At 42.9% G+C, this 21,132-nt stretch carries 20 protein-coding genes and 1 pseudogene; 14 read left to right on the top strand and 7 right to left on the bottom strand.

The annotated features are described in order from the left end of the window. Positions 1–124 precede the first annotated feature (124 nt). The 7 genes and pseudogenes from H2P46_RS07060 to H2P46_RS07030 all read left to right on the top strand — a co-directional run bounded on the left by H2P46_RS07060 (position 125) and on the right by H2P46_RS07030 (position 9,182). Positions 125–652: a SycD/LcrH family type III secretion system chaperone gene (locus tag H2P46_RS07060; RefSeq protein WP_193404469.1), complete on the top strand. Its 528-nt coding sequence runs from the start codon at positions 125–127 to the stop codon at positions 650–652. Beyond that, positions 636–2,435, top strand: coding sequence for a type III secretion system translocon subunit SseC family protein (gene sctE, locus H2P46_RS07055; protein WP_193404468.1), 1,800 nt, complete (start codon positions 636–638; stop codon positions 2,433–2,435). The genes H2P46_RS07060 and sctE overlap by 17 nt, the downstream gene beginning before the upstream one ends. A 34-nt stretch (positions 2,436–2,469) precedes the next feature. Further along, entirely contained in the window at positions 2,470–3,747 is a 1,278-nt protein-coding gene (locus H2P46_RS07050; protein WP_193404467.1) for a hypothetical protein, read from the top strand. A gap of 84 nt (positions 3,748–3,831) precedes the next feature. Then, positions 3,832–4,683, top strand: coding sequence for a hypothetical protein (locus tag H2P46_RS07045; RefSeq protein WP_193404466.1), 852 nt, complete (start codon positions 3,832–3,834; stop codon positions 4,681–4,683). Between the two features lie 12 nt (positions 4,684–4,695). Further along, positions 4,696–8,049: an OTU domain-containing protein gene (locus tag H2P46_RS07040; RefSeq protein WP_193404465.1), complete on the top strand. Its 3,354-nt coding sequence runs from the start codon at positions 4,696–4,698 to the stop codon at positions 8,047–8,049. 9 nt (positions 8,050–8,058) lie between these two features. Continuing rightward, a pseudogene (locus H2P46_RS07035) lies at positions 8,059–8,864 on the top strand (IS5 family transposase). Between the two features lie 42 nt (positions 8,865–8,906). Further along, complete coding sequence (locus tag H2P46_RS07030; protein ID WP_193404464.1) at positions 8,907–9,182, top strand: acyl carrier protein; 276 nt, start codon at positions 8,907–8,909, stop codon at positions 9,180–9,182. Positions 9,183–9,443: 261 nt separating this feature from the next. Here the strand turns inward: H2P46_RS07030 and H2P46_RS07025 are convergent, their stop codons facing one another. The 7 genes from H2P46_RS07025 to H2P46_RS06995 all read right to left on the bottom strand — a co-directional run bounded on the left by H2P46_RS07025 (position 9,444) and on the right by H2P46_RS06995 (position 14,364). Continuing rightward, positions 9,444–10,154: a hypothetical protein gene (locus H2P46_RS07025; protein WP_193404463.1), complete on the bottom strand. Its 711-nt coding sequence runs from the start codon at positions 10,152–10,154 to the stop codon at positions 9,444–9,446. Next, positions 10,147–10,707 (bottom strand): hypothetical protein, encoded by a 561-nt coding sequence (locus H2P46_RS07020; RefSeq protein WP_193404462.1) that lies wholly within the window; start codon positions 10,705–10,707, stop codon positions 10,147–10,149. Before H2P46_RS07020 ends, H2P46_RS07025 begins: the two co-directional genes overlap by 8 nt. Positions 10,708–10,801: 94 nt before the next feature. Next, positions 10,802–11,607 (bottom strand): IS5 family transposase gene (locus H2P46_RS07015; protein ID WP_193403474.1). Its coding sequence is split into 2 segments (ribosomal slippage): positions 10,802–11,254 and positions 11,257–11,607, totalling 804 coding nucleotides; the frame shifts between segments, so codons are not numbered across the junction. An 89-nt stretch (positions 11,608–11,696) separates the two neighbouring features. Continuing rightward, positions 11,697–12,434, bottom strand: coding sequence for a type III secretion system inner membrane ring lipoprotein SctJ (gene sctJ, locus H2P46_RS07010; protein WP_193404461.1), 738 nt, complete (start codon positions 12,432–12,434; stop codon positions 11,697–11,699). After that, the gene (sctI, locus tag H2P46_RS07005) at positions 12,431–12,748 is read right to left on the bottom strand and encodes a type III secretion system inner rod subunit SctI (protein ID WP_193404460.1); all 318 of its coding nucleotides are present in this window, start codon (positions 12,746–12,748) and stop codon (positions 12,431–12,433) included. The genes sctJ and sctI overlap by 4 nt, the downstream gene beginning before the upstream one ends. 21 nt (positions 12,749–12,769) lie before the next feature. Then, entirely contained in the window at positions 12,770–13,045 is a 276-nt protein-coding gene (gene sctF, locus H2P46_RS07000) for a type III secretion system needle filament subunit SctF (RefSeq protein ID WP_202987372.1), read from the bottom strand. Further along, the gene (locus tag H2P46_RS06995; RefSeq protein WP_193404459.1) at positions 13,042–14,364 is read right to left on the bottom strand and encodes a PrgH/EprH family type III secretion apparatus protein; all 1,323 of its coding nucleotides are present in this window, start codon (positions 14,362–14,364) and stop codon (positions 13,042–13,044) included. Before H2P46_RS06995 ends, sctF begins: the two co-directional genes overlap by 4 nt. A gap of 179 nt (positions 14,365–14,543) precedes the next feature. On the opposite strand from H2P46_RS06995, the gene H2P46_RS06990 reads away from it, so the two are divergent. The 7 genes from H2P46_RS06990 to H2P46_RS06960 are packed head-to-tail and all read left to right on the top strand — an operon-like array spanning position 14,544 to position 21,132. Next, complete coding sequence (locus H2P46_RS06990) at positions 14,544–14,912, top strand: hypothetical protein (RefSeq protein ID WP_193404458.1); 369 nt, start codon at positions 14,544–14,546, stop codon at positions 14,910–14,912. A 20-nt stretch (positions 14,913–14,932) separates the two neighbouring features. Then, positions 14,933–15,682, top strand: a complete 750-nt coding sequence (locus H2P46_RS06985; protein WP_193404457.1) for a helix-turn-helix domain-containing protein — start codon at positions 14,933–14,935, stop codon at positions 15,680–15,682. 4 nt (positions 15,683–15,686) lie between these two features. Next, positions 15,687–15,932, top strand: a complete 246-nt coding sequence (locus H2P46_RS06980; protein WP_193404456.1) for a hypothetical protein — start codon at positions 15,687–15,689, stop codon at positions 15,930–15,932. Between the two features lie 22 nt (positions 15,933–15,954). After that, the gene (gene sctC / locus H2P46_RS06975) at positions 15,955–17,628 is read left to right on the top strand and encodes a type III secretion system outer membrane ring subunit SctC (RefSeq protein WP_238938953.1); all 1,674 of its coding nucleotides are present in this window, start codon (positions 15,955–15,957) and stop codon (positions 17,626–17,628) included. A gap of 10 nt (positions 17,629–17,638) precedes the next feature. Then, positions 17,639–18,766: an HrpJ domain-containing protein gene (locus tag H2P46_RS06970; RefSeq protein WP_193404454.1), complete on the top strand. Its 1,128-nt coding sequence runs from the start codon at positions 17,639–17,641 to the stop codon at positions 18,764–18,766. After that, complete coding sequence (locus H2P46_RS06965; protein ID WP_193404453.1) at positions 18,759–19,079, top strand: hypothetical protein; 321 nt, start codon at positions 18,759–18,761, stop codon at positions 19,077–19,079. The genes H2P46_RS06970 and H2P46_RS06965 overlap by 8 nt, the downstream gene beginning before the upstream one ends. A gap of 16 nt (positions 19,080–19,095) precedes the next feature. After that, a complete protein-coding gene (locus H2P46_RS06960) occupies positions 19,096–21,132 on the top strand; it encodes an EscV/YscV/HrcV family type III secretion system export apparatus protein (protein WP_193404452.1) in 2,037 nt (678 codons plus the stop codon).

Genomic DNA, 21,132 nt, shown 5'->3' with positions numbered 1-21,132 from the left:
GAACGCAACAGCCAGCAATGTTTCCTGCGTATAGGGGAAATTAAAAAAATCTTTATGTCGTCATAGCGAAAGCGGATCTTAGAATGCTCCTCGTATAAATTTCACATTCGAGCAATTTAAGTCTATGGATTTTAAAAATAACGATATTTTTTTCAATGAAATCAATGATGAAAATATTGGCACGTTGCTCAGCGATATTCTGACAAACGGGACATCACGTAAACAGTTGTATGGGCTGCCTGACAATATGTTTGATGCGCTCTATACCTGTGCTTATGAAATGTATCAGCAAGGAAAAATCGACGAGGCGGAGCAGTTTTTTAAATTTCTTTTTATCTATGACATTTACAATGCTGACTACGCTTTCGGTCTGGCAGCCGTTTATCAGTTCAAGCAGGAGTATAAAAAAGCGCTTGATGTGTATGCTGTTGCTTTCGCCTTAAGCAAAGATAATTACCGGGCCATGTTCGAAGCAGGTCAATGCAATTTACAACTGCATTTTATTGGCAAAGCGAAAAAATGCTTCGAACTGGTTATGGAATATGAAAAAGATCAGCATCTGGTCAGCCAGGCTGCTTTATATCTCGATGCTATCCGTAGCATAAGAGAGCTTGAGAAAAGTAAGGAAGAAATGGATGAACGGTATAACTAATACTTCATCATTATCGGTAAATAAGTCGCTTGCCTATGAGGATCCTACCTCATCTAGAGCTGGGAATAATGGTATTTTTAAATTAGATTCCAGCCAGTCCGATGCAGCAAGAAAAATCATTGAACAAAAACTTATTACCGAAATGGATCGAAGTCAAAATGGCACAATAAAGCCTTATCTGCCACCGCCCACACTTCACAGGACGACGGCCGATGCCACGAACTCAACGAAAAATTACTATGAATTAATGGCAACCCTGGTCGTTTTGCTGGGGGAAAAGGCGATGGACGAATTAAAACTTCGGGCAGATATGTATTTACGTTTCAGCCAGAGTATGAGTAGTGCCAGCAAGGAAACGTTGCACCTGGTTGAGACTGAGCGCCAGAAATATGATGAAGCGAAGGAAACGCTGAAAAATGCGCAAGATGACCTGGCTGAGAGTAAGCAAAATCTTAGTACGCTACAGCAGAAAAAGGCAGCTTGTGAAGAGAGCCTGGCGCTGCTTAAGCAGCAACACCAGCAGGCTGTACTAAACGGTGCCGAACAGAGCACTGTCGAAAAACTCGCCGCGTCTATTGAAGAGAAAAAACAGCAGATAAATACGACCGCACAGCAAATTAAAAAGGAAATAACAGTACAGGCTGGCTATCAGCAAACCATTACGCAGGCGCAGGGGGTGCTGGAAAAAACCGCCAGTGCGATGGAAAATTCACTGAATTACCTGGACGATTTGAATAAAAAAGCGGCTGCCGCCCAGGATATTATCGCTAAAGGCGAAAATAGTACCCGGACGGCGGCTTTATTAATGGCGCAAATTATTGCCATTATTGGTGAATCGAGCGAAGAAACACTGCGGACAAATATTGAGTTCTCCCGCAAGGTGCAAGCGGCACAGCAGGCAAAATTACGTAGTGATGCAGAAGAAGTCGAAGCACAGCAGCGTAAAGCTCAACAAATGCAGGAAACAATGGGTTGTATCGGTAAAGTGCTGGGTGCCGTCATTACTGTCGTTTCCTGCGTCGCCGCCGTGTTTACCGGCGGTGCCAGCCTGGCGATTGCAGCGGTAGGGTTAGCAATGATGGTTGGTGATGAAATCTATCAGAAGGCCACTGGCAACGAATCCTTTATCAGTGCGGCGCTTAAACCATTAATGGATAGCGTTTTTATGCCGATAATCCAGGCCATTTCGAATATGATCAGCGATCTCCTTATTAAGCTGGGTCTGGATCCTGAAAAAGCACAAATAGTTTCGACCATTATGGCTATAGCGATATTTGTGGTGGTGGTTATTTTGGGGGCCGTATTATTAAAAAAACTTCCCGTCGATAAATTAATGTCAGCAGTTGGAAAAATGTTGGGCCAGGCATTAAAAGGTCTCACCAGCGCAATGAAAAGTGCCGTATCCACTATTGATGATGTTATTACGCGAATGACTCAGCCATTAACCAGGTTGTTAAATCAGCTAATGGGAAGTGAAGTTAAAATGAGGCAGGTCGCTAATATGCTCAGCCTGAGTAGTGATGTGCTTGAAGGCGTTAACGCGGGTGTCAATACATCAGGTTCTGTTGCCGTCGGTGCCTTTGAGAAAAAAGCGAACGATGTCCTGGCTGAGATTACGCTCTTACTGAGCGCCTCAAAAATTATGCAGCGTTTTGATAAACAGATTACCGAAGCATTTGCTGCAATTATTGAAAAAACCAATCAAATGTTAATTACGTCATCGGATATGGCAAATGCCGATCTTGTAACAGGTAGAGCTATTCTGGCTCAGGCGCGTGTGTAAAAAATAATAATCTAGACTTTGAAAAGGAATGTTTATGTCCGGAATTAACCTGAATATCAGTCCCGCTATTATCGGGACCCAGCGACAGACATCGGTATCTACGGAAAACACGAAAGCAGCTGTGGAAAGCCGGGGTACGCCATTAGACGAAAGCGGATTACTCGTTGATATCACGTCCCAGATAGATCGCCAATATCTTCGTCAGGAGCTGACGCCGGAGCAGGCAAAAATTCAGCTAAAGTCGGCACTGGAGTCTGATAAAACATTGGGTGAAGAAATACAACATGGACTGGAACAGGCAATTCGGGAGACAAAAAACGACAGTATTGTCATCTCTGGGCCACAAGCTTCCCGATGGAATAGTATTCTGGAGCTGTTAATTAAGGCAGCTAATGATTCAGCGATCGCGAATAATACCCTGAGTGCACGCTTTGGCACCATGAGTGAAACCAGCAGTAAGGCCGCAGCAAGCGCTCAGGTTGAGCAGGGATTAACTATTCTGACCAAAAGCATTGTCTCTTCAGGAATCAATATAGGCGCACAGGGGGTTGCATTACATAGTTCGATCAATAACTATCGGGGGCAGAAAGTTAATATCAAAGAAAATATGCGAGGAATGCATAATAAAGATTTAACCCTTCGGAAAATGGAAAATATTCCGAATTCGATGAGCAGCGATGACCTGGTAAAAGCAAATGCTAATACTTCAGTCAAAAAAGTGACAGCCAGCAATGGTCAGCAGCCGGAGTTGGAATCTCACCGCGATAGCCTTAGCGCGGCAGATAAGGCAGCAAACAGAGCTGATATGGAGTCAGGAAATATTCCGAATTCGATGAGCAGCGATGACCCGGCAAAAGCAAATGCTAATACTCCAGTCAAAGAAGTGACAGCCAGCAATGGTCAGCAGCTGGAGTTTGAGTCTCACCGCGATAGCCTTAGCGCGGCAGATAAGGCAGCAAACAGACGTAATATGGAGCAAGTTATTGCTGAACGCGATGCTTTTAACGCAGCCTATATCCAGGGGGATTCCAGATACACTCTGCAAAGAGCAAAAATTGAGACACAACGTGGCATCGGGGGCGCCAGCGCCAATATTGCCGATGGTGCGGGTAGTTCGACGGTGAGCATGTTCCAGAAAGAAGAAACAGAAGAGAGAGCCGAAGCCAAAGTGCTGGACGGCGCTGTTGAAATGACGCGTCAGTCTGCAGAGAAATCGGCAAAAATGCTGGCAGATATGATGGCAATGATGTCAGAAAATCGCCGTGCAATTCAGGAGCTGGGAACAGCAGTGGGCAATAATATTAAAGCCTGAGAATGCTTATTAAACGGGGCCCACCTGAGTGGGCCTGTTAGGAATATACCGGCGAGAAATGTTTTTAGTTAAGGGAGCGACTACATGCCCTATTTTCGGAACGCCGATTTATGTCGGCCTCTCATTCGCTCTGACCTGACAGGAGGGGACTTACAGACAACACCCCACGCCGGTGCGTTACCCTTAACCTGGACGCTGGAACCCATAGTTGATCATTCTTTGCAGGCGACGTTAGCCGGGGTGAATAACGTCGCGGCAAATTTTTATAATCAACCCTTTTTTTCATCTGATGAACTGTCATGCCTGCCCGAAACTGAAAGTTCAATGACAGAAAGACAGGTATGGCGTGACAGGGATAATTATCGTCTCTTATATGCGCAACAGCAGATCCTTGCCAGGCTCTCGCTGGAAAACCAGCGGTTGGCAACGCGACTCATCGAAAATAATCATTTCCAGCCAGAACTGACATGTGGGCTGGCATTTCTCGCTGCCTGGCGACACTGCCAGCCCGAACTTCTGGAGCAATCAACGAAACAATATTTACTGGCGTACACTTCTGATAACGTAAAAAAAATGACGTTGAAAATAGGGAATGTATGGTTATGCCTTTTGTCAAAGAAAATGGCAGATAAAACGACCTCAGCATTGCTAAAGCAAGTAGTAGAAATTGGTGAGCGTATCCGGAATGTAGTGAAGTTTGCTCATTTTCAGGGTGTTAAGGAAGATCCAAAGCTTGTACTGGAATATAGCTGTTATTATTCCGAATATCAAAAAAAGCGGTTTCAGCTTGAGGCTGAAACGATACCGCCTCCGCAACATTGCCTTTCATGGGATATGAAAGGGAAAATAAAATACGATGCAAAATCCATTGAAAGAATCGGAAATTTTCTTTTAGCAGCATATTCCTGTCCATTTACCAGATTAGAATTAAAGTAGGGAGTTAATAATATGCAGGTGCGCAGTGTTTCCGTTGGTGAAATGCAACCCAGTATCGAACAACAACCGTCCGCTGATCTTATGGATAGTTTACCATTAACGGGTATGACAAACAGTTCTGAAAATTTTTGCGATCTTAGCGTATTAATATCGCGTGCGGCGAGTAAAGGGGATATGGCCTTCCGTTCTGAATTTGGAAAGCAGGCTTCTGAGAAATTACTAGGCGATCTGGTAGATGTGTATAAAGCAACATTACCCGTATACGAGCAGGCACTGGCGGGCTGTCAGTTAACCGGAGAGGCTACTGCAATTTATCTTGTCGGAACGTATCTGACTAAAAATAATATGCCCGGAAGTGTGTTGGACGAATTTACTACATTAAAAGAAGCATGGCTTAGTGTTGTTAAAAAAGGAATCGATAAAAAGGTGAATTTCACCACGAAAACATACACGCCAGGAAAACATAATAAAATTATTGATGAGTATAAAAAGACACTGAACGATATAGGGGAGTTCTTAATAAGATTAGACAAAACCCAGCATATATTGTCTGAGGTAAGCAATCAAATTAAGGATGAAGTTTATGAATTATATAGAGATAAATTTAAATCACAGGGGATTAACCAAATCCCGGATGATTTTTTGCATAATAAACCGTTAAATGCTGCTAATCAGATGCGCGATATTGTCAAGAGTGGAGCGTCTAATCGCGGCTACGAATTTATGCAAACTCTGGTACATTCGAACCAAACTAAACTCGATTACCCGGTATACACCCGAAAAGCCCAGCAGAAGACTGCTACACCTGAGCAACCAGCTACACCGATTCCCCATTCATCAGGTCCAGGCACAAAAGATAATGACAATGTAGTTGTTAAGGTTAACGGTCAGCCTGTCTCAAAACTTCCCGGTAATATTGAAATCACTGTGAGTCCGCATATAGAAAATCACGTTATAGTTCCAGAACTGCAAAAGCTGTTAAGCGATTGTCTGCGAAGTATTCAGGGACAAAACAGGCCAGTCGGGGGGGCGGGTTATTTCTCAGCGGCTAATGTCGCAACAACCACGCCGTCCGGGCAATATTTTTCAGATAGTGCCACTAATAATCAACCTGAGCCGTTTAACGGCAAGAGCTCTACCGGGATCGAGATGAAGTCGGTGTCTACTCAAACGATAGACAGCACAATAAATGGGCCAGAAGCCAGCCAGTTTGAAACCAGTCAGTTAAACACGCTAGCTAACCAGTTAAAGGATCGCGGGGTTGATCACACCTCGGTTAGCAGTTCGGGGAGCGTGACAGTATTCAGTCATAGTGCTGCTCCTGATGCGAATCAAGACGGAGATCCAGCGGTTAATGACGCAGCAACCACACCGTCCGGGCAATATTTTTCAGAGAGTGCCACTAATAAACAAGCTGAGTTGTTTAACGGCGAAAGCTCTACCAAGATCGAGATGAAGTCGGTGTCTACTGAAACGATACACAGCACAATAAATGAGCCAGAAGCCAGCCAGTTTGAAACCAGTCAGTTAAACACGCTAGCTAGCCAGATAAAGGATCGCGGGTTTGATCACACAAGAAGGAGCTCGGTTAGCAGTTCGCTGAGCGGAACAGGATCCAGTCATAGTGCTGCTCCTGATGTGAATGAAATGGCCACACTGTTTGCTAAGCATTCTGTCATAATCGATTTTGAATCGATTGTCAGACAATTTAACCAGAACATGCACACTTATACCCGGGGAAATTATACACCTGAAGAATCCTCGAACGTCTTGATAAAAGGCATTATTAGCCATCTCTACCTGGTTTCGGATAGTATCCTCCCGTCTGATACCCTGTCTGATATCCAACAGTTCAGCGAAATACGGAGGCAGCTCTGTGATATGTATGAAGAACTGGAAAACGCTGGTGAGGAGCAAAGATACGTCAGAGAGGTGGTGTTAGATATACTGGATGCGTTAAAAAACCAGCCTTGCTATGAGAATGGAATTACAAGATTTGCGCAATTGTTAACTCCCAGTAAACATCTTGACGGAGAGATTATACAGCGATTGCAGGCATTGATTTCAGGTAAAGAGAATATCCCACAGCAAAATAATATAATTGCACAGCAAAAGAACACCACGCCCCAGCCGGTAATAAAATCAGACAATGATGAGCTTTCAGATGAACTTATTCGCAGCATAGCTAACCGGATGATTCGGGCTGATGGTGCTTATAATTCGGATGTCGGTGATATTTTTGTATATATACTGCCCAAGTCCAGAGTATGGCCAAAAAATATAAATATCGGCATAGTGGATGAATATAATAATATGTCAATTTTCCCACCGGAAACTGCTGGGGATAAAGATAAAAAAACCATTAAGTTACAGCACAGCGGAAATGGACAGAATCCACATTATAACCTCTATGGACCGATGGATGAAATCATTGCTATCCCTGGTGACGGAAACTGCTTTTTCCATGCTTTTGTCGAAGGGTTAGCATTATATGGTTATAAAATTGATATGCAGACGCTACGTAACAGCGCGGCAGATGAATTTATTGAGCATCCAGAGGAATATAAAAATTGGCTAGACATAAAGAAACTCACAGAAAAACTGAATACGCACGATACCGTTGAATACGGTGCCGCAGGCAAGGTTTCGCCGCAACCCATTTTTGCGAAAAAACAGCCAGCTAATGAGTTGGCAACTTTGTCTGCATTGAATGCTAAAAGGGGAGTAGAAAAGGAAGAGAAAGAACAAGTTACTGAAAATAACATGCAGACTATCGCTCAGCCAAATATTTCGCCGTCTAACGGGCAGGCTGAAAATAGCATGAAAACAGTTGTAGACGAATTCGTCAAAAGTAATGTCAGACTCAATTTTATTCCTGCAGCAGAATCCTGGCGTCAGGCCCATGATCTTTATGGCAAAAAAAATAAAGAAACTGCCTATGCTGATCTATTAACAACCCTTGTTAAAACCTTTAACGCGCCAACTTTTTATAATCCTTCTGTACGCCAGACCCTCAAAGAATTATATATAGCTGCGGATAGTCACAGTACGGGCCAACGGAGGGCGGAAGAAAAGGTTCTAAATTTGCTAAGTGAGTTTCATGCTCATCAAAAATACAAAGAAGTAGTTGAACGTTTTGCTGTACGGGTTATTGCGGCAAATAATTTGCCGGAAGATAAAGCTCAAGCCTTTAAGAATCTACCACCCGCCTATGCCACTGAAGGCATGACAAAAACGAAAGCGGCCACCGATCACGTGATTCTGTCTCAGCAAGGGCTGAGAATATCCAGGCATGCACTGCTGGAAAAGGCATTAAGAACCTATCCCAAAAGGAATTGTCAGATCGTAAATAATGGCAATTTTTGAGGGCGAAGTATGGCGGGCAACAAGTGGCAGATCAGCGATGAACTCTGGGAGAAAATGGCTCCACTTCTCCCGGAACATAAAACCCACCATCCGCTGGGCACGCATCGTAGACGTGTTGATAATCGTGCCGCAATGAACGCCATTTTCTTTGTGCTCAGAACCGGTTGCCAATGGAATGCCCTGAATGCCACGGATATTTGCTCATCCAGCTCAGCCCACCGCCGCTTTCAGGAATGGCGGGATGCTGGAGTATTTGAACGCTTCTGGCAAAACGGGCTGCTTGCCTGCGAGAAGCGGGATGCCATTGACTGGTCATGGTTGTCGATGGATGGCTGCATGACAAAATCGCCCCTTGCAGGCTCAAAAAAACAGGTCGCAACCCGACTGACAGGGGGAAGCAGGGAGTAAAGCGGAGCCTGATGACCGACGGGAACGGGCTTCCGCTCTCGCTGGCTGTCGCAGGGGCAAATACCCACGACATAAAACTGGTTGAAGATACGCTGGACGCGCTACAGACCGGCAGGCCGGGTCGCAGGCTGCATCTGTGTATGGACAAAGGCTATGAGGCTGAATGGGTGGAAATTTGTTTGAAAGCTCGTCGTTATGAACCTCATATCCAGTCGGGGAAAGAGGAGTCTGAGGCAATTAAAAACAGCGAGTTCAGGGCTCATCGTTGGGTTGTGGAAAGAACGCATAGCTGAATGAATCGCTTTCGCCGCATACTGACGCGATGGGAGAAGAAAGTCGAAAACTACGAGGCGATGCTGCATTTTGCTTGCAGCATCATTGTCTGGAATAAAATCCTTTTGGGATAGGTTCTAAGCGATGGCAAATAGCAGCAGAGGAAAATCATAAACATGACATGTGATAGTCGACACGACTTGCAAAACTGTCTTATTGCAGCGATTGGTAAAGTAAAGTCAATACCAACCGTTAAAATAAATGCAGGAAGCGACTTGGTGTATGACCTTAATATGGACTCTCTTGAGATGCAGGAGATGATTATTATACTGGAAGAAGATTATGCAATATTCATTCAGGAAAATGATCTGTCAGGTGTACGTACAATTCACCATTTGGTCGAACGCTGGCACCAGCGTCATGGTATTTTGTCATCTTTAGCTGCCAGGTAGTTTTAACGCCCCTCTGTCAGGAAAGCAGAGGGACCTCGTTTAGACGCATATTATTAGTTCATCATATACCTGGGAAGCCAGCTTGTTCATGCCTGAGCACTGAGCCTCATCACAGCTTGTGTTATAGGGAGCAGGCGGTATTTATGATGGTTAAATGCCGGGATCGTAGAAAGGTTATGGACAATTTTTATTAAGAAATTTATAGCAGTCCATCATCCTGCCGATGAGAAGTGATTTTTATTGACGTGTTATTCTCTCAACTTACGCCTCTTTGCACTCATCATTATTATCAGCAGACTGGCAGTAGCGTTCGAGGGTTTCTTTAAGCTGATTGAGAGAATGGATACTGTTGATATGGCAGGCCTCATAAATATCGTGCTGGTTTAAAATTTCTTCCAGTGCATTTTTGCTAAGCGTAGTGGAGAGGGCAGATATATCGCAGCTCCAGATAACGTTAAAATGCTCAAGGGTGATGAGTGATGTCTGAATAAATCTGATTTCAACGTTTAATCCCGCTTCGGCAAAAAGGCGCTGTAAACGAGCAGTAGCAGCTCGATGCTGAGCGGGCAGTGTGAGAATAAGTTTATCGCTTTCCGGTGAAATAGTATGTAATTCACCCAGCCATTTTTCCAGTAAGCAACAAATTACCTCATCCTCAGAAAAGAAGTCCTTCAGTTGTTGCTCCAGATAACGGGTTGCTTGCGAGATAATCGTTTCCGCTAACATTTCACTCGCACTGAGATAACACATAAGGTCCTGGATACTGCACATTATCCCCTGTTCGAAGCCGCTAAGGTAGGCGCGAGAATAAATGGCATCGCTTTCATGATTGGCCTTACGCACAATATCACGAGCGCAGGCTTTAGCCTGTTCGTTCAATGAATGGTAACGTTTAGCCGTTGCAACAACCTCATGTGGGATCCGTGGAGATGGTGTTTTAACACCGGGTATTAACGTGATTTTTTTATACATACAGCATCGCCTGTTGAACTGCAGCAAAAGCCAGTGGAAATGCCCGTTCATCGGCCTGTGTTTCGCAGTTAAAATGTTTAGGGAAAATGAAACGCAGCCGAAGGAGGTAATCTGCTGCGAGTATCTGGCTGGCGGCGCTAAACAGTATCTGCGCGCCATATTCAAGTATCTGCTCCTGACTTGTTGCCTCTAATGTCATGCGGGAGGGTAAACAGAGCGGACTGGAAAAAAAGGAACGTTGACGCGGACTGAGGCGCTGTATAAAAACAGGCGACTGCATAAGGCTGGCCGCAGTGCATTTTAAACCCAGCAGCCAGGCTACTTCATGTAACTGATGCCAGTTCTTAAGCAATAGCCAGCCGGCAGAAGAAATACTCTCTGTTCGCGGGGCGAATACAGTGGAGCAGTAATGATTAATCAGCAAATAATTAATTACATTGTCAGGCAATCGATCGCGACAGTTTGCTGTTGATGTTAGCCGCAGTAGCCATGATGAATCGTAATAACTGGCCGGATTATAGAGTATGTTCATCACTATTAAAGTATTATTCACATCTGTCTTCTGTTGCTTTTTTGTATGAAAAAATGCTGTCAGTTTATCCTCTGATTAGAAATAAACTGACAGGCTGTTATAGTTAACTTAGAACCTATCCCAAAAGGATTTTATTCCAGACAATGATGCTGCAAGCAAAATGCAGCATCGCCTCGTAGTTTTCGACTTTCTTCTCCCATCGCGTCAGTATGCGGCGAAAGCGATTCATCCAGCTATGCGTTCTTTCCACAACCCAACGATGAGCCCTGAACTCGCTGTTTTTAATTGCCTCAGACTCCTCTTTCCCCGACTGGATATGAGGTTCATAACGACGAGCTTTCAAACAAATTTCCACCCATTCAGCCTCATAGCCTTTGTCCATACACAGATGCAGCCTGCGACCCGGCCTGCCGGTCTGTAGCGCGTCCAGCGTATCTTCAACCAGTTTTATGTCGTGGGTATTTGCCCCTGCGACAGCCAGCGAGAGCGGAAGCCCGTTCCCGTCGGTCATCAGGCTCCGCTTTACTCCCTGCTTCCCCCTGTCAGTCGGGTTGCGACCTGTTTTTTTGAGCCTGCAAGGGGCGATTTTGTCATGCAGCCATCCATCGACAACCATGACCAGTCAATGGCATCCCGCTTCTCGCAGGCAAGCAGCCCGTTTTGCCAGAAGCGTTCAAATACTCCAGCATCCCGCCATTCCTGAAAGCGGCGGTGGGCTGAGCTGGATGAGCAAATATCCGTGGCATTCAGGGCATTCCATTGGCAACCGGTTCTGAGCACAAAGAAAATGGCGTTCATTGCGGCACGATTATCAACACGTCTACGATGCGTGCCCAGCGGATGGTGGGTTTTATGTTCCGGGAGAAGTGGAGCCATTTTCTCCCAGAGTTCATCGCTGATCTGCCACTTGTTGCCCGCCATACTTCGCCCTCAAAAATTGCCATTATTTACGATCTGACAATTCCTTTTGGGATAGGTTCTTAAGTCCATAATAAACTAAAGCGATTATGTTATTTACTTTCTGTAGAGGTTTTTTTATTAAAGAAACGCACCGAATAATGTTTTTTCTTTATCTGAATTAGCAGCAATCCTACCAGTAGCACCAGAATACCACCAAGCAGACAGCCGATTACGCCATATACATCCGATAAGAAGCCATTGTCCGAACGCGTGATTCTGACGGGCTCACTTTGTTCAAACATGATGACAGAAATATCTTCATAACTGATGTCAGGAACACTGTTTTTAATGAGTCTTTTTATTTTTGATGTATATTCATCTTCATTTAATTTTCCGCGAAAAATAATAAAAACGGAAGCGGAGTTAATATTATTTTCCTTTTCCAAAGGATAGCTAAGATGAACCCGGGCCGAACTTACTTGCTCAAGTTGTCTGAGCGTTTGTCCTAAGCGTTGCTCTATTGCTGAAATTAATCGCGCTTTTTCCCCCAGCGGGGTGGTGATCATCGCATCTGCAGGAAACTGTTGCGCAATTTCAATATTATCGGCTGAGGGGAGATTATAGCTAATCAATAGTTCTGTTGCTTCACTAAGAAACTCCGGCTTTACCTGTACAGAGAAACTCTTTTTATCTGATTTTTTTATAGCATCAATATTATGTTTTTCCAGCATGGCGATGATTTCATTCGCCTGACGCTCAGATAGCTGACTAATAAGTTCATTATTACAACCTGACAGTAAAAAAACCATCATCACCAGTAATAAGGCGGAGCCAAGTTTTCTGATCATGTTTTTATTAATGTTTCAATAGCAGAGACGCCTTTGCGTACCAGGGTACTGCACAGGTTGGTCTCCAGTGTATAAACAGCCAGTTTTTTTTGCCACTCTACCAGCTGTGCAGGATCAGACGCCACGCCAGGGTCGTTGAGCGCAGCATAAATTTGATCGCGCATCTGCTGACTTTCAACGGCTTTGCTGGCAATAGCATTACCGAGACGTTCGTCCAGCGAAACCAGAGAAGATTCAGTAGAAAGCTCTCGCAAGCTGCCTGAACGGTTAACTGCATTAACCGCCTGAATAAGCGATATTGTACCATTACTCATATTACCCCCCGATTAAACGTATTATTTGAAATTAGCAACAATTGACTGATCAATATCACGGAACGCTTTTACTACGTTGGATTGCGCATTGCGATACATCGTATAAGAAGCAAGTGCAGCCTGATAGTTGGCCAGTAATTCAGGTTTAGTGGGGTTCTCTTGTAATTCTTGAAGTGCCGTTGCCATTTTCTCATTCAATGACTCCACTCCCTTGTTAAAAGAACCTGAGAGTTGTTCCAGATAGCGGTCATCACCTATATCCGCTGGGGATAAAATTTCATCACGACTGAGATTCATAGTGTATTCCTTTGATTAGCGTTTATGGTTATATCTGAATATAACCAGTGATTTCCGGGGGTAAGAATATATCCATTCTGCCCAGTTTTGAGCGATTGATCGCGCAGAGGATCTTCATTCAATACCATGATGAATTTAATGTATTCATCTCCATCTTGTTGATAAAATTCATTTATCTGACGCCGAAATGCCAGCATATGACTGTCATCAATGTCGCCGCGAATAATGTAATTAATGTACTGGCCGCCATTGTCACGCTGGCTAATTAAGCCAGACGATGTAATGATCTCTTCAGCTTTTGTTTGTAATTCTTTATCTGATTTTCTACGGATATTTATGCTGTTAGCCCAGCCAGCTTCTTGATGCAATATTGTATTAAGAATATTATTGCTGGATTGATTATCAGGCCAGCGCTCACGGCTGATCGTAATCGTTATATTCGCATCATCAGTTAGCTGAACGTTAAAAAATGGCACGCTTTTTTGCCGTAATGCAGACTTAATATTCTCAACTATCTTATCTGTGTAAACAATCTCCACCTTTTCATCAAGCAGGTGCTGTTTACGTAGCGCATTATATACCCAGCTTTTCTTCTGAGCGTTATCAACGATAATGTAATAACGGTTATTTGACATTTTAACAATCGTAGGTGCCACTTCCTTCAGTACTTCATACAGTGATGTTGTACGATCACGGTGACTGACGGGATAACCAATAGATGCACCTATTATTGCCAGTACAACTATTGCTGCTATAGCAACTAACATCCAGCGCTTGCATCCCGAAAGCAGCGATGAACGTTTAGCTTCGTTTTCTTCCATATTCTGTTGTTCGGCAGCAATATTATTGGATGCGTAATTAAGTACCCTGTCGCTCCAGGTGGTTGAGACGTTTTTAATCGCCAGCGTCATACAACCAATAGTAACCGGCTCATTAAAGGCAACGGGAATGTCTTCACTTTCACATGCACCGCTATTTTCTGTTGTTATCGTTGCCAGCCGTTGTGCAAGGATCGAGCTGTTATTCTCACTTAATGGATTTTCTTCGATAAATTCCAGAGCGTCGCCACCAGTCCGGGTTGAGCTGTTAGAAAAACGCAAGATAAAACGTTCTTCCATATTGCGTGGTGCGGGAATAAAAATACTGTTGTCTGCATGCAAATACGCATCAGTAAAGTTATTTTTCTGTGACTGTGTAGGAAATTTATCCGTATCAGCAAAACAGATATAGAGCAACTCTGCTTCCGGTAACGTCAGATCAACTCCATACATAGGCCCGGAGAGAATCCTTAAGGTGTATCTTTCAGCAGCAATATACATATAAGGTAAAAATAAAAGTTATCTGTCTGATATGAATGAACCGCAATGGTAAATAAGGTGTATCTGAGAAAATATAAAATTTCATTTATTTAGTAACGCAAAGGAAATAAACATTTATTTATAGGTCTGTAAGTTAACCTGTCTTTATGATGGAGCATATTAGGTGAAGGATTAATGAAATGATTCCGGTTGGCAAAATGGTTAGCAAGAAAGTGGGGAAGTCAATCCCTACGGCTATTTTATTGCTTATGGTTTTTATGCAATATGGATGTGTTAACCATCATAATGTTGAGAATAAGGAAGCATCCTATACGCTTGCAGAATATCAGGACATGCGTGGTTTAAAAAGAAGAATGGTACTTTGTGCTACGCAATATATGTTGATGCAGCAGCAAAGTGAAATGACATTAGGTTACAGGATTTATGATCAACGCATTCGTTATGAAACGACTGATAATGGGTTAAGTGATTATATGCTCGCTTGTTCCGGCATCATCACTTTTCTACCGCAGAATGATAGCGGAGTAATTGAAATAGCAGGCAGATAAGTTCATTCAGGAGTAGCGATATGTCTGAAGAAAACAATGAATGGACAGCGTGCGATAATGAGGTTGTGTCTTTAACACCTGACACATGTTGCTTGCTGGATTACCAGGGAAAGCGGGAATATCCGCCAGATACTCATATCATCGTAATGAACATCTGGCATTGTGCACAAACAGAACAGTCGATAGATATACTTTATACCACGCACAATAGTCATTTTTGTTTGCCATCAGCAGGCCGGTATCGCATACAAACTATTTATTCTTTAAGCGAAATGCTGGCATTTTTCGATGAAAGTCGCAGCCAGTTGCCTGATCTACCCGCAAAAGCAGGAAATTACTATAATTTACTTTTAGCAGAACAGGGCACAAGATGTTGGTTTACGTTAATGTACCTCTCTCATCGCTCTAATAGCGATTTTGTCAGATTTTGCGAATTTCTCCGAAAAAACGAGGCTTACTGGCTGGTGCGCTATTTATTACCGCATCGTTGCTCTCCTGAGAAAATCATTAAATTAAGTAAAGAATATGGTTTTTCTTATTCTTATTTTCGCCGCGTAGTACACCAGTTTTTTGGCATGACAGCCAAGCAGAAATTGCTGTCATGGCGTATATCTCAAACTGTGTTAGATATTATCGACGGAAAAGGAAAAATCACTGACATTGCGTTACAAAATGGTTTTTCATCTTCATCCCATGCTTCTACAACCATAAAAAAACAGCTGGGGTTAAAACCGCTGGCTATAAGAAACATCAGAAATTCTATTCGATGATAACATGAGATTAGATAATGCTGATGATTTTTTTGATTATAACGTTTTCAGTTTTTACGATGATGTTTTTATTGAGAAATATGCGTTGCTCTCAGCTATGTGGACAAAATTAGCGCATATAGGGCAATGTAAAATCCATATTTCACAAGGTGAAGTTTTTTTTAGAGTATTTAGTGATGAAAAAGGGCGTTGCCATGCGATCCGCTCATATATGGAATCAAACCTACATGTTTTTACATTTGAAAAATAAATCAGTTCTTTTGCTGATTATTATGTTGTTGTCTTCTGGTAAGTTGCAGGCAGAGGCAACCATCACCACATCAGGACAAACGAGTTTACCTGTTGACCGTCCCTCGTCAGCAGTAGAACCTGTCACCAATGGGTTTATCGCCAGGAATAAAAGTGTTGAATATGTATTTAAAGCGCTGTCTGCTGAGATGAAAAAACCTGTTGTTGTCAGCACAAAAGCGAAAAAATACAGCGTAACAGGCAATTTTAATCTGAATCACCCTGCTGAAATTCTTAGCAGAATAGCTAATGACCTCGGTTTAATATGGTATTACGATGGATCGATTTATTATGTTTATGAAGCAGCTGAAGTAAAAACAGCGATCGTTCACTTTCCTCGCTATAGCTACAATGATTTGATGCTTTTTCTGAAAGAAAATCATCTTTACGATAGCCGTTATCCGGTCAAAATGAATTATCCAGCCAGTACTCTGTACGTGTCTGGACCGCCTAAATATGTTGATATTATCAGTGCTATTGCCAATTTCATGGGTGAAACGCCACATGATGAGCTGAGTAAACAGGTCATTGAAACGATTAAATTACGTCATGCGTTTGTTGATGATCGCTTTTACGACTACCGCGACCGTCAGATAACCGTTAAAGGCATTGCCTCAACCATTAGCGAACTGCTAAATGACAGCACCCTTGCCAGTCGCTCACAGTCGGTTTCAGTTATCAAAGGTGATACGGAAGACAGTAAAAAAAATATTACTGAAACGGGTAGCGTAAGCCACTCAGCATTGGTAAGTACTGGCAGCGCTGATAAAGAGAGTATCAAAATTTTACCTTTTACCACGCGCAACAGTCTGGTGATTAAAGGCACGCGTGCTCAGGTCAATATGATAAAAGATCTGATTGCCAGCCTTGATATACCACGTAAGCAAATCGAACTGTCGTTGTGGATTATTGACATCAATAAATCTGATATCGACGAACTGGGCGTTGACTGGAAAGGGCAGATAGAACTTGGCAGCAATGCGCTGGGCTTGCTGAATACCGGCAGTATTCTTAGCGGACCACAGCAAACCTGGTTTCTGGCCACCATTATGGCGCTGAGTAAGCAGCAAAAAGCAAACGTTGTCTCGCGTCCGGTCCTGTTGGTGCAAGAAAATATGCCTGCGCTGTTTGATAACGCCCGAAGTTTTTATGTCAAGCTGACCGGGGAGCGTGAAGTCGCGTTACAGACCGTAAGTTACGGTACAACTATTAATGTCACTCCGATGATTTCAGATGACAATCGAATTGTCGAAATGAGTCTGAATATTATGGATGGCAGCACATTAAATGATGGCAAAGGTAATGTCGAACAGGTTGATAATTTACCCGTAGTCGGCAATACCACCATAAGTACTGTTGCGCGTGTTAATGAAGGGCAGAGTTTGCTGATTGGGGGTTATACCCGTGATCAGCTTCAGGTCGGTAATAGCAAAATACCTTTCCTGGGAGATATACCTGTGCTTGGCTACCTGTTTAAAGGAAAAAGCAGCGGCGTTCATAAGTCAGTGCGACTTTTTTTGATTCAGCCTCGCGTATTATCTGATAATAATCAGTCAGATACGTCTACAGATGGTTATATCAATGAAGGGTGGGATGCGGTAAAGCATTACGCTGAAACAAATAGCCGCATTAATCGTGATGCGTTAATTAACCGCTAATGGGGACGATATGAAACCGGACATTACTATTCGTCAATCGTTACCGGTTAATAACGATCTTATTGAGAATCTGCAAGCCATGCAGGATAAGGCAGAGGTGAAGATCACTTATTCCACCGCCTCGTCCGTTGCTATGTCGATGGCAGATGATATGGCGGCTCTGCTTAGCGCCTTTTTGCAAAATCGTGTTCCGGGGAAAAAAGATTCCGAGCTTCCTCCATCGGTTAATAAAGCTTGTGAAGCGATCCTGGCGCCTGAGCGACAGTCTGCGATAAGTAAAATTCGTGCTTTTGCTCTTTCAGCGGGAATGAATAGCAGAACTTTCCTGGCATTCCTTAAGCAGCAGTTTCCCGATGCGATGCAGATTGCTCTGCTGCTACAGGCAATGATTCGGCAAAAGAGGCTGAAAAATCATGATGAAGATGAGATGCCTGATGTACCGCTATCATTGCTTGAAGATACGCTCAAACTTCTGCTGCAGGGGCCTGAAAAAAAAGGATTACGTGCAGGACTCAACACGGAAGTGCAAACGCGTCAATATTCTTCGTTGCTGCAACAGGACGAGAAAAAGCTGCGTAAAATGTATTATGAATTTATATCCCTGAACCAGACGCCGATTATTATTTATCAGGAAATGTATAACACCTTTGGTGCGGATAAAATTAAATTGGGACTTGAGTATTTTACGTTAGCATTACATTCCGATATTAACAGCCATGATCCTTCCTGTTCGAAGGATGAGTTTGGACGCCTGCTTGAAGCTAATTATCGATTAAGTATTCTCAAATCATCCAGTGAAACATTCATTAACCGGATGAGATCTTGTGAATTTTTGAGCCACTTGGGGAATGGCTACAAGAAAATACTGAGTGAGTTATTTATTAATCTGGTTTATGAGCCAGAAAAGATTGCGCAACATACGCAGGAGTTTATAAAAAAATATCTCAGGTTTCAGATTAATGCTGACAAGGTGGCTTTTATTCAGCTCCTCAAGTCAATTATTTCTCACTTTCCTTCCCAGGTGTTTGCTGATGAATTAACAGAAGGTGAGAGATTAAAAAATGACCTTGATCGGTGTTTGCTGGACATGCTGGATCAATTGATTCGTATTAGTGAAGGCTGGAAAGATTATGATTAAGGATAATATTAAAGAATATTTTTCTGACCAGCTCGAAGCGCTCGCTGATGGCGGAGAAATTATTATTGAACAGGAGGGAATTTGTACACGTGTGGTAAAGATGGCTGATTATACCGTCTCACTGACCAGGCTAAATATTTATCCCTCGCGTCTGGCCAGCCTTTTGTACGCCTTGCAGGATAGTATTCAGGATGATGAGCATTTCATTCTTAACGCTAATGAAATTATGTATGTGCTTTATCTTGAAGAAGTATGCCTGGATAACCTAACCACCAGAATTAAAAGTATATACAAATATTGTGCAGCACACTAAATCAGGAAAAACTATTATGCTACAGCGCATCTCTCAGCGCCCTGAACTTTTTATCGTCGTACTGATGGTAACAATTCTTGCTATGTTGATTATTCCTTTACCAACATGGCTGATTGATTTTCTTCTGGCAGTCAATATTATTTTTTCAGTGCTTATATTTATCGGAACCTTTTATATCCAGAAGATTCTTGATTTTTCATCGCTCCCATCCTTATTATTGATCACTACGCTTTTCCGACTGGCTTTATCAATCAGCACCAGCAGAATGATTCTGATACAAGCGGATGCGGGACATATTATCACCACCTTTGGTAATTTTGTTATTTCTGGCGACATTATTATCGGCTTGATTATTTTTGCAATCATTACGCTTTTTCAGTTCATTGTTATCACTAAAGGTTCTGAGCGGGTAGCGGAAGTTTGCGCACGATTCTCACTGGATGCTATGCCGGGCAAACAGATGAGTATTGATGCCGACCTGAAAGCGGGCTCGCTTGATGCTGAGACAGCGAAAAAAAATCGCTTATCACTTGAAAAAGAGAGTCAGCTATACGGTGCGCTTGATGGGACAATGAAGTTTATTAAAGGAGATGCAATTGCCAGTATTGTCATTATCTTTGTTAACTTTATTGGAGGAATATCAATCGGCATGGGCCGTCATAATATGGACTTTTCCCATGCCACCGAAGTTTATACCATCCTTACTATCGGCGATGCTCTGGTGGCGCAGATACCAGCCTTGTTGATCTCTATTGGTACAGGTTTTGTTGTTACCCGAGTAAGTGAAGACGGAAAAAATTTGGGTGAAAATATTATTGAACAAATTTTTCGTCGTGATTTTGTTTTGCTGGTAACGGCACTGATCTCTTTGCTTATTGGACTATTACCGGGTTTCCCTACCGTTGTTTTTGCCGGGATCTCACTGCTGATTTTTGCGCTATGTTTTTCGCGCAGACTGAAAGCAGACAAAGCAGAAAAGGCGACTGGGGATGAAGACAGTAAGGAATATGGTGGTTTTTATCAGCAAAGTGAAACTGATGAAGCCAGCCTGCATGATGTCATTCCTGAAACCATTCCATTAATGCTGCTGGTTCCACAACAGAGCGAAGCCGGGCCAGCGCTGAAAAATTTATCTTTACGACTAAAAAAAGATTTCTTCATTAATTTTGGTATTCATCTTCCTGAAATTCGTATTCTGACCAAACCAAATATGTCTCCGGATACCGCGTTGCTTCTGATTAACGAAGTCGCTGCTGGCGAGCTTCCTGTTGTATTTGATCACTGTAAAGTCTTGTACTGGAATGAAGCATTGTCCCTCTGTGATATTAATATTAAAGTGCTTAATGAAGGGAATAAATCTTTTCAATGGATTTCTAAACGGGACAGTCAGCAAGTAAACCTGCCAAATGTCATCTTGCGTGACTGGGAGCACGAACTCAGTCTGTCATTCCAGTCAGCAGTTGCCTTTAATATCGCTGAGTTTTTTGGTATCCAGGAAATGAAGCATATCCTGGATAAAATGGAAGCTAATTACCCTGAATTATTAAAAGAAGTTTACCGTCATATGACGGTTCAAAGAATCACGGAAGTATTGCACAGGCTGATTAAAGAAAAAATTTCCGTGCGCAATATGAAGGTGGTTATGGAGGCCCTTGCTTTTTGGGGCGGTAAAGAGCGCGATACCATTATGCTGGTTGAACATGTTCGTGCTGCTATGGCGCGCTATATTTCTGATAAATTCGCGGTGAATAATAAAATATCAGCCTTTGTTTTGTCACCAGAAGTTGAGAAGCGTATTCGTAGAGGAATCCGTAACACCTCAACCGGTAGCTTCATCAACCTTGAACCGGAAGACAGTGAATTTATCCATCAGGCATTCCAGGAAAATCTGGCTTCGAGTTTGTGGTCACTGAAAGATATTGTCTTGCTGACAGCCGTAGATATTCGGCGTTATACCAAACGACTTATCGAAAATGACTTTACAGAACTTGAAGTGCTTTCCTTCGGAGAAATTTCTAATACTGTAAAAGTTAACGTTATACATACCGTATAA

Origin of the sequence: Mixta mediterraneensis (genome assembly GCF_014946725.1) — a bacterium.
Lineage (GTDB): Bacteria > Pseudomonadota > Gammaproteobacteria > Enterobacterales > Enterobacteriaceae > Pantoea > Pantoea mediterraneensis.
This window is presented reverse-complemented; position numbering and strand designations above follow the sequence as displayed.

What these genes read in the sequence shown, in the direction of transcription:
- H2P46_RS07060 (WP_193404469.1), top strand. Translation starts at nt 125, where the DNA reads ATGGATTTTAAAAATAACGATATTTTTTTCAATGAAATCAATGATGAA.
- sctE (WP_193404468.1), top strand. Translation starts at nt 636, where the DNA reads ATGAACGGTATAACTAATACTTCATCATTATCGGTAAATAAGTCGCTT.
- H2P46_RS07050 (WP_193404467.1), top strand. Translation starts at nt 2,470, where the DNA reads ATGTCCGGAATTAACCTGAATATCAGTCCCGCTATTATCGGGACCCAG.
- H2P46_RS07045 (WP_193404466.1), top strand. Translation starts at nt 3,832, where the DNA reads ATGCCCTATTTTCGGAACGCCGATTTATGTCGGCCTCTCATTCGCTCT.
- H2P46_RS07040 (WP_193404465.1), top strand. Translation starts at nt 4,696, where the DNA reads ATGCAGGTGCGCAGTGTTTCCGTTGGTGAAATGCAACCCAGTATCGAA.
- H2P46_RS07030 (WP_193404464.1), top strand. Translation starts at nt 8,907, where the DNA reads ATGACATGTGATAGTCGACACGACTTGCAAAACTGTCTTATTGCAGCG.
- H2P46_RS07025 (WP_193404463.1), bottom strand. Translation starts at nt 10,154, where the DNA reads ATGTATAAAAAAATCACGTTAATACCCGGTGTTAAAACACCATCTCCA.
- sctJ (WP_193404461.1), bottom strand. Translation starts at nt 12,434, where the DNA reads ATGATCAGAAAACTTGGCTCCGCCTTATTACTGGTGATGATGGTTTTT.
- sctI (WP_193404460.1), bottom strand. Translation starts at nt 12,748, where the DNA reads ATGAGTAATGGTACAATATCGCTTATTCAGGCGGTTAATGCAGTTAAC.
- sctF (WP_202987372.1), bottom strand. Translation starts at nt 13,045, where the DNA reads ATGAATCTCAGTCGTGATGAAATTTTATCCCCAGCGGATATAGGTGAT.
- H2P46_RS06995 (WP_193404459.1), bottom strand. Translation starts at nt 14,364, where the DNA reads ATGTATATTGCTGCTGAAAGATACACCTTAAGGATTCTCTCCGGGCCT.
- H2P46_RS06990 (WP_193404458.1), top strand. Translation starts at nt 14,544, where the DNA reads ATGATTCCGGTTGGCAAAATGGTTAGCAAGAAAGTGGGGAAGTCAATC.
- H2P46_RS06985 (WP_193404457.1), top strand. Translation starts at nt 14,933, where the DNA reads ATGTCTGAAGAAAACAATGAATGGACAGCGTGCGATAATGAGGTTGTG.
- H2P46_RS06980 (WP_193404456.1), top strand. Translation starts at nt 15,687, where the DNA reads ATGAGATTAGATAATGCTGATGATTTTTTTGATTATAACGTTTTCAGT.
- sctC (WP_238938953.1), top strand. Translation starts at nt 15,955, where the DNA reads ATGTTGTTGTCTTCTGGTAAGTTGCAGGCAGAGGCAACCATCACCACA.
- H2P46_RS06970 (WP_193404454.1), top strand. Translation starts at nt 17,639, where the DNA reads ATGAAACCGGACATTACTATTCGTCAATCGTTACCGGTTAATAACGAT.
- H2P46_RS06965 (WP_193404453.1), top strand. Translation starts at nt 18,759, where the DNA reads ATGATTAAGGATAATATTAAAGAATATTTTTCTGACCAGCTCGAAGCG.
- H2P46_RS06960 (WP_193404452.1), top strand. Translation starts at nt 19,096, where the DNA reads ATGCTACAGCGCATCTCTCAGCGCCCTGAACTTTTTATCGTCGTACTG.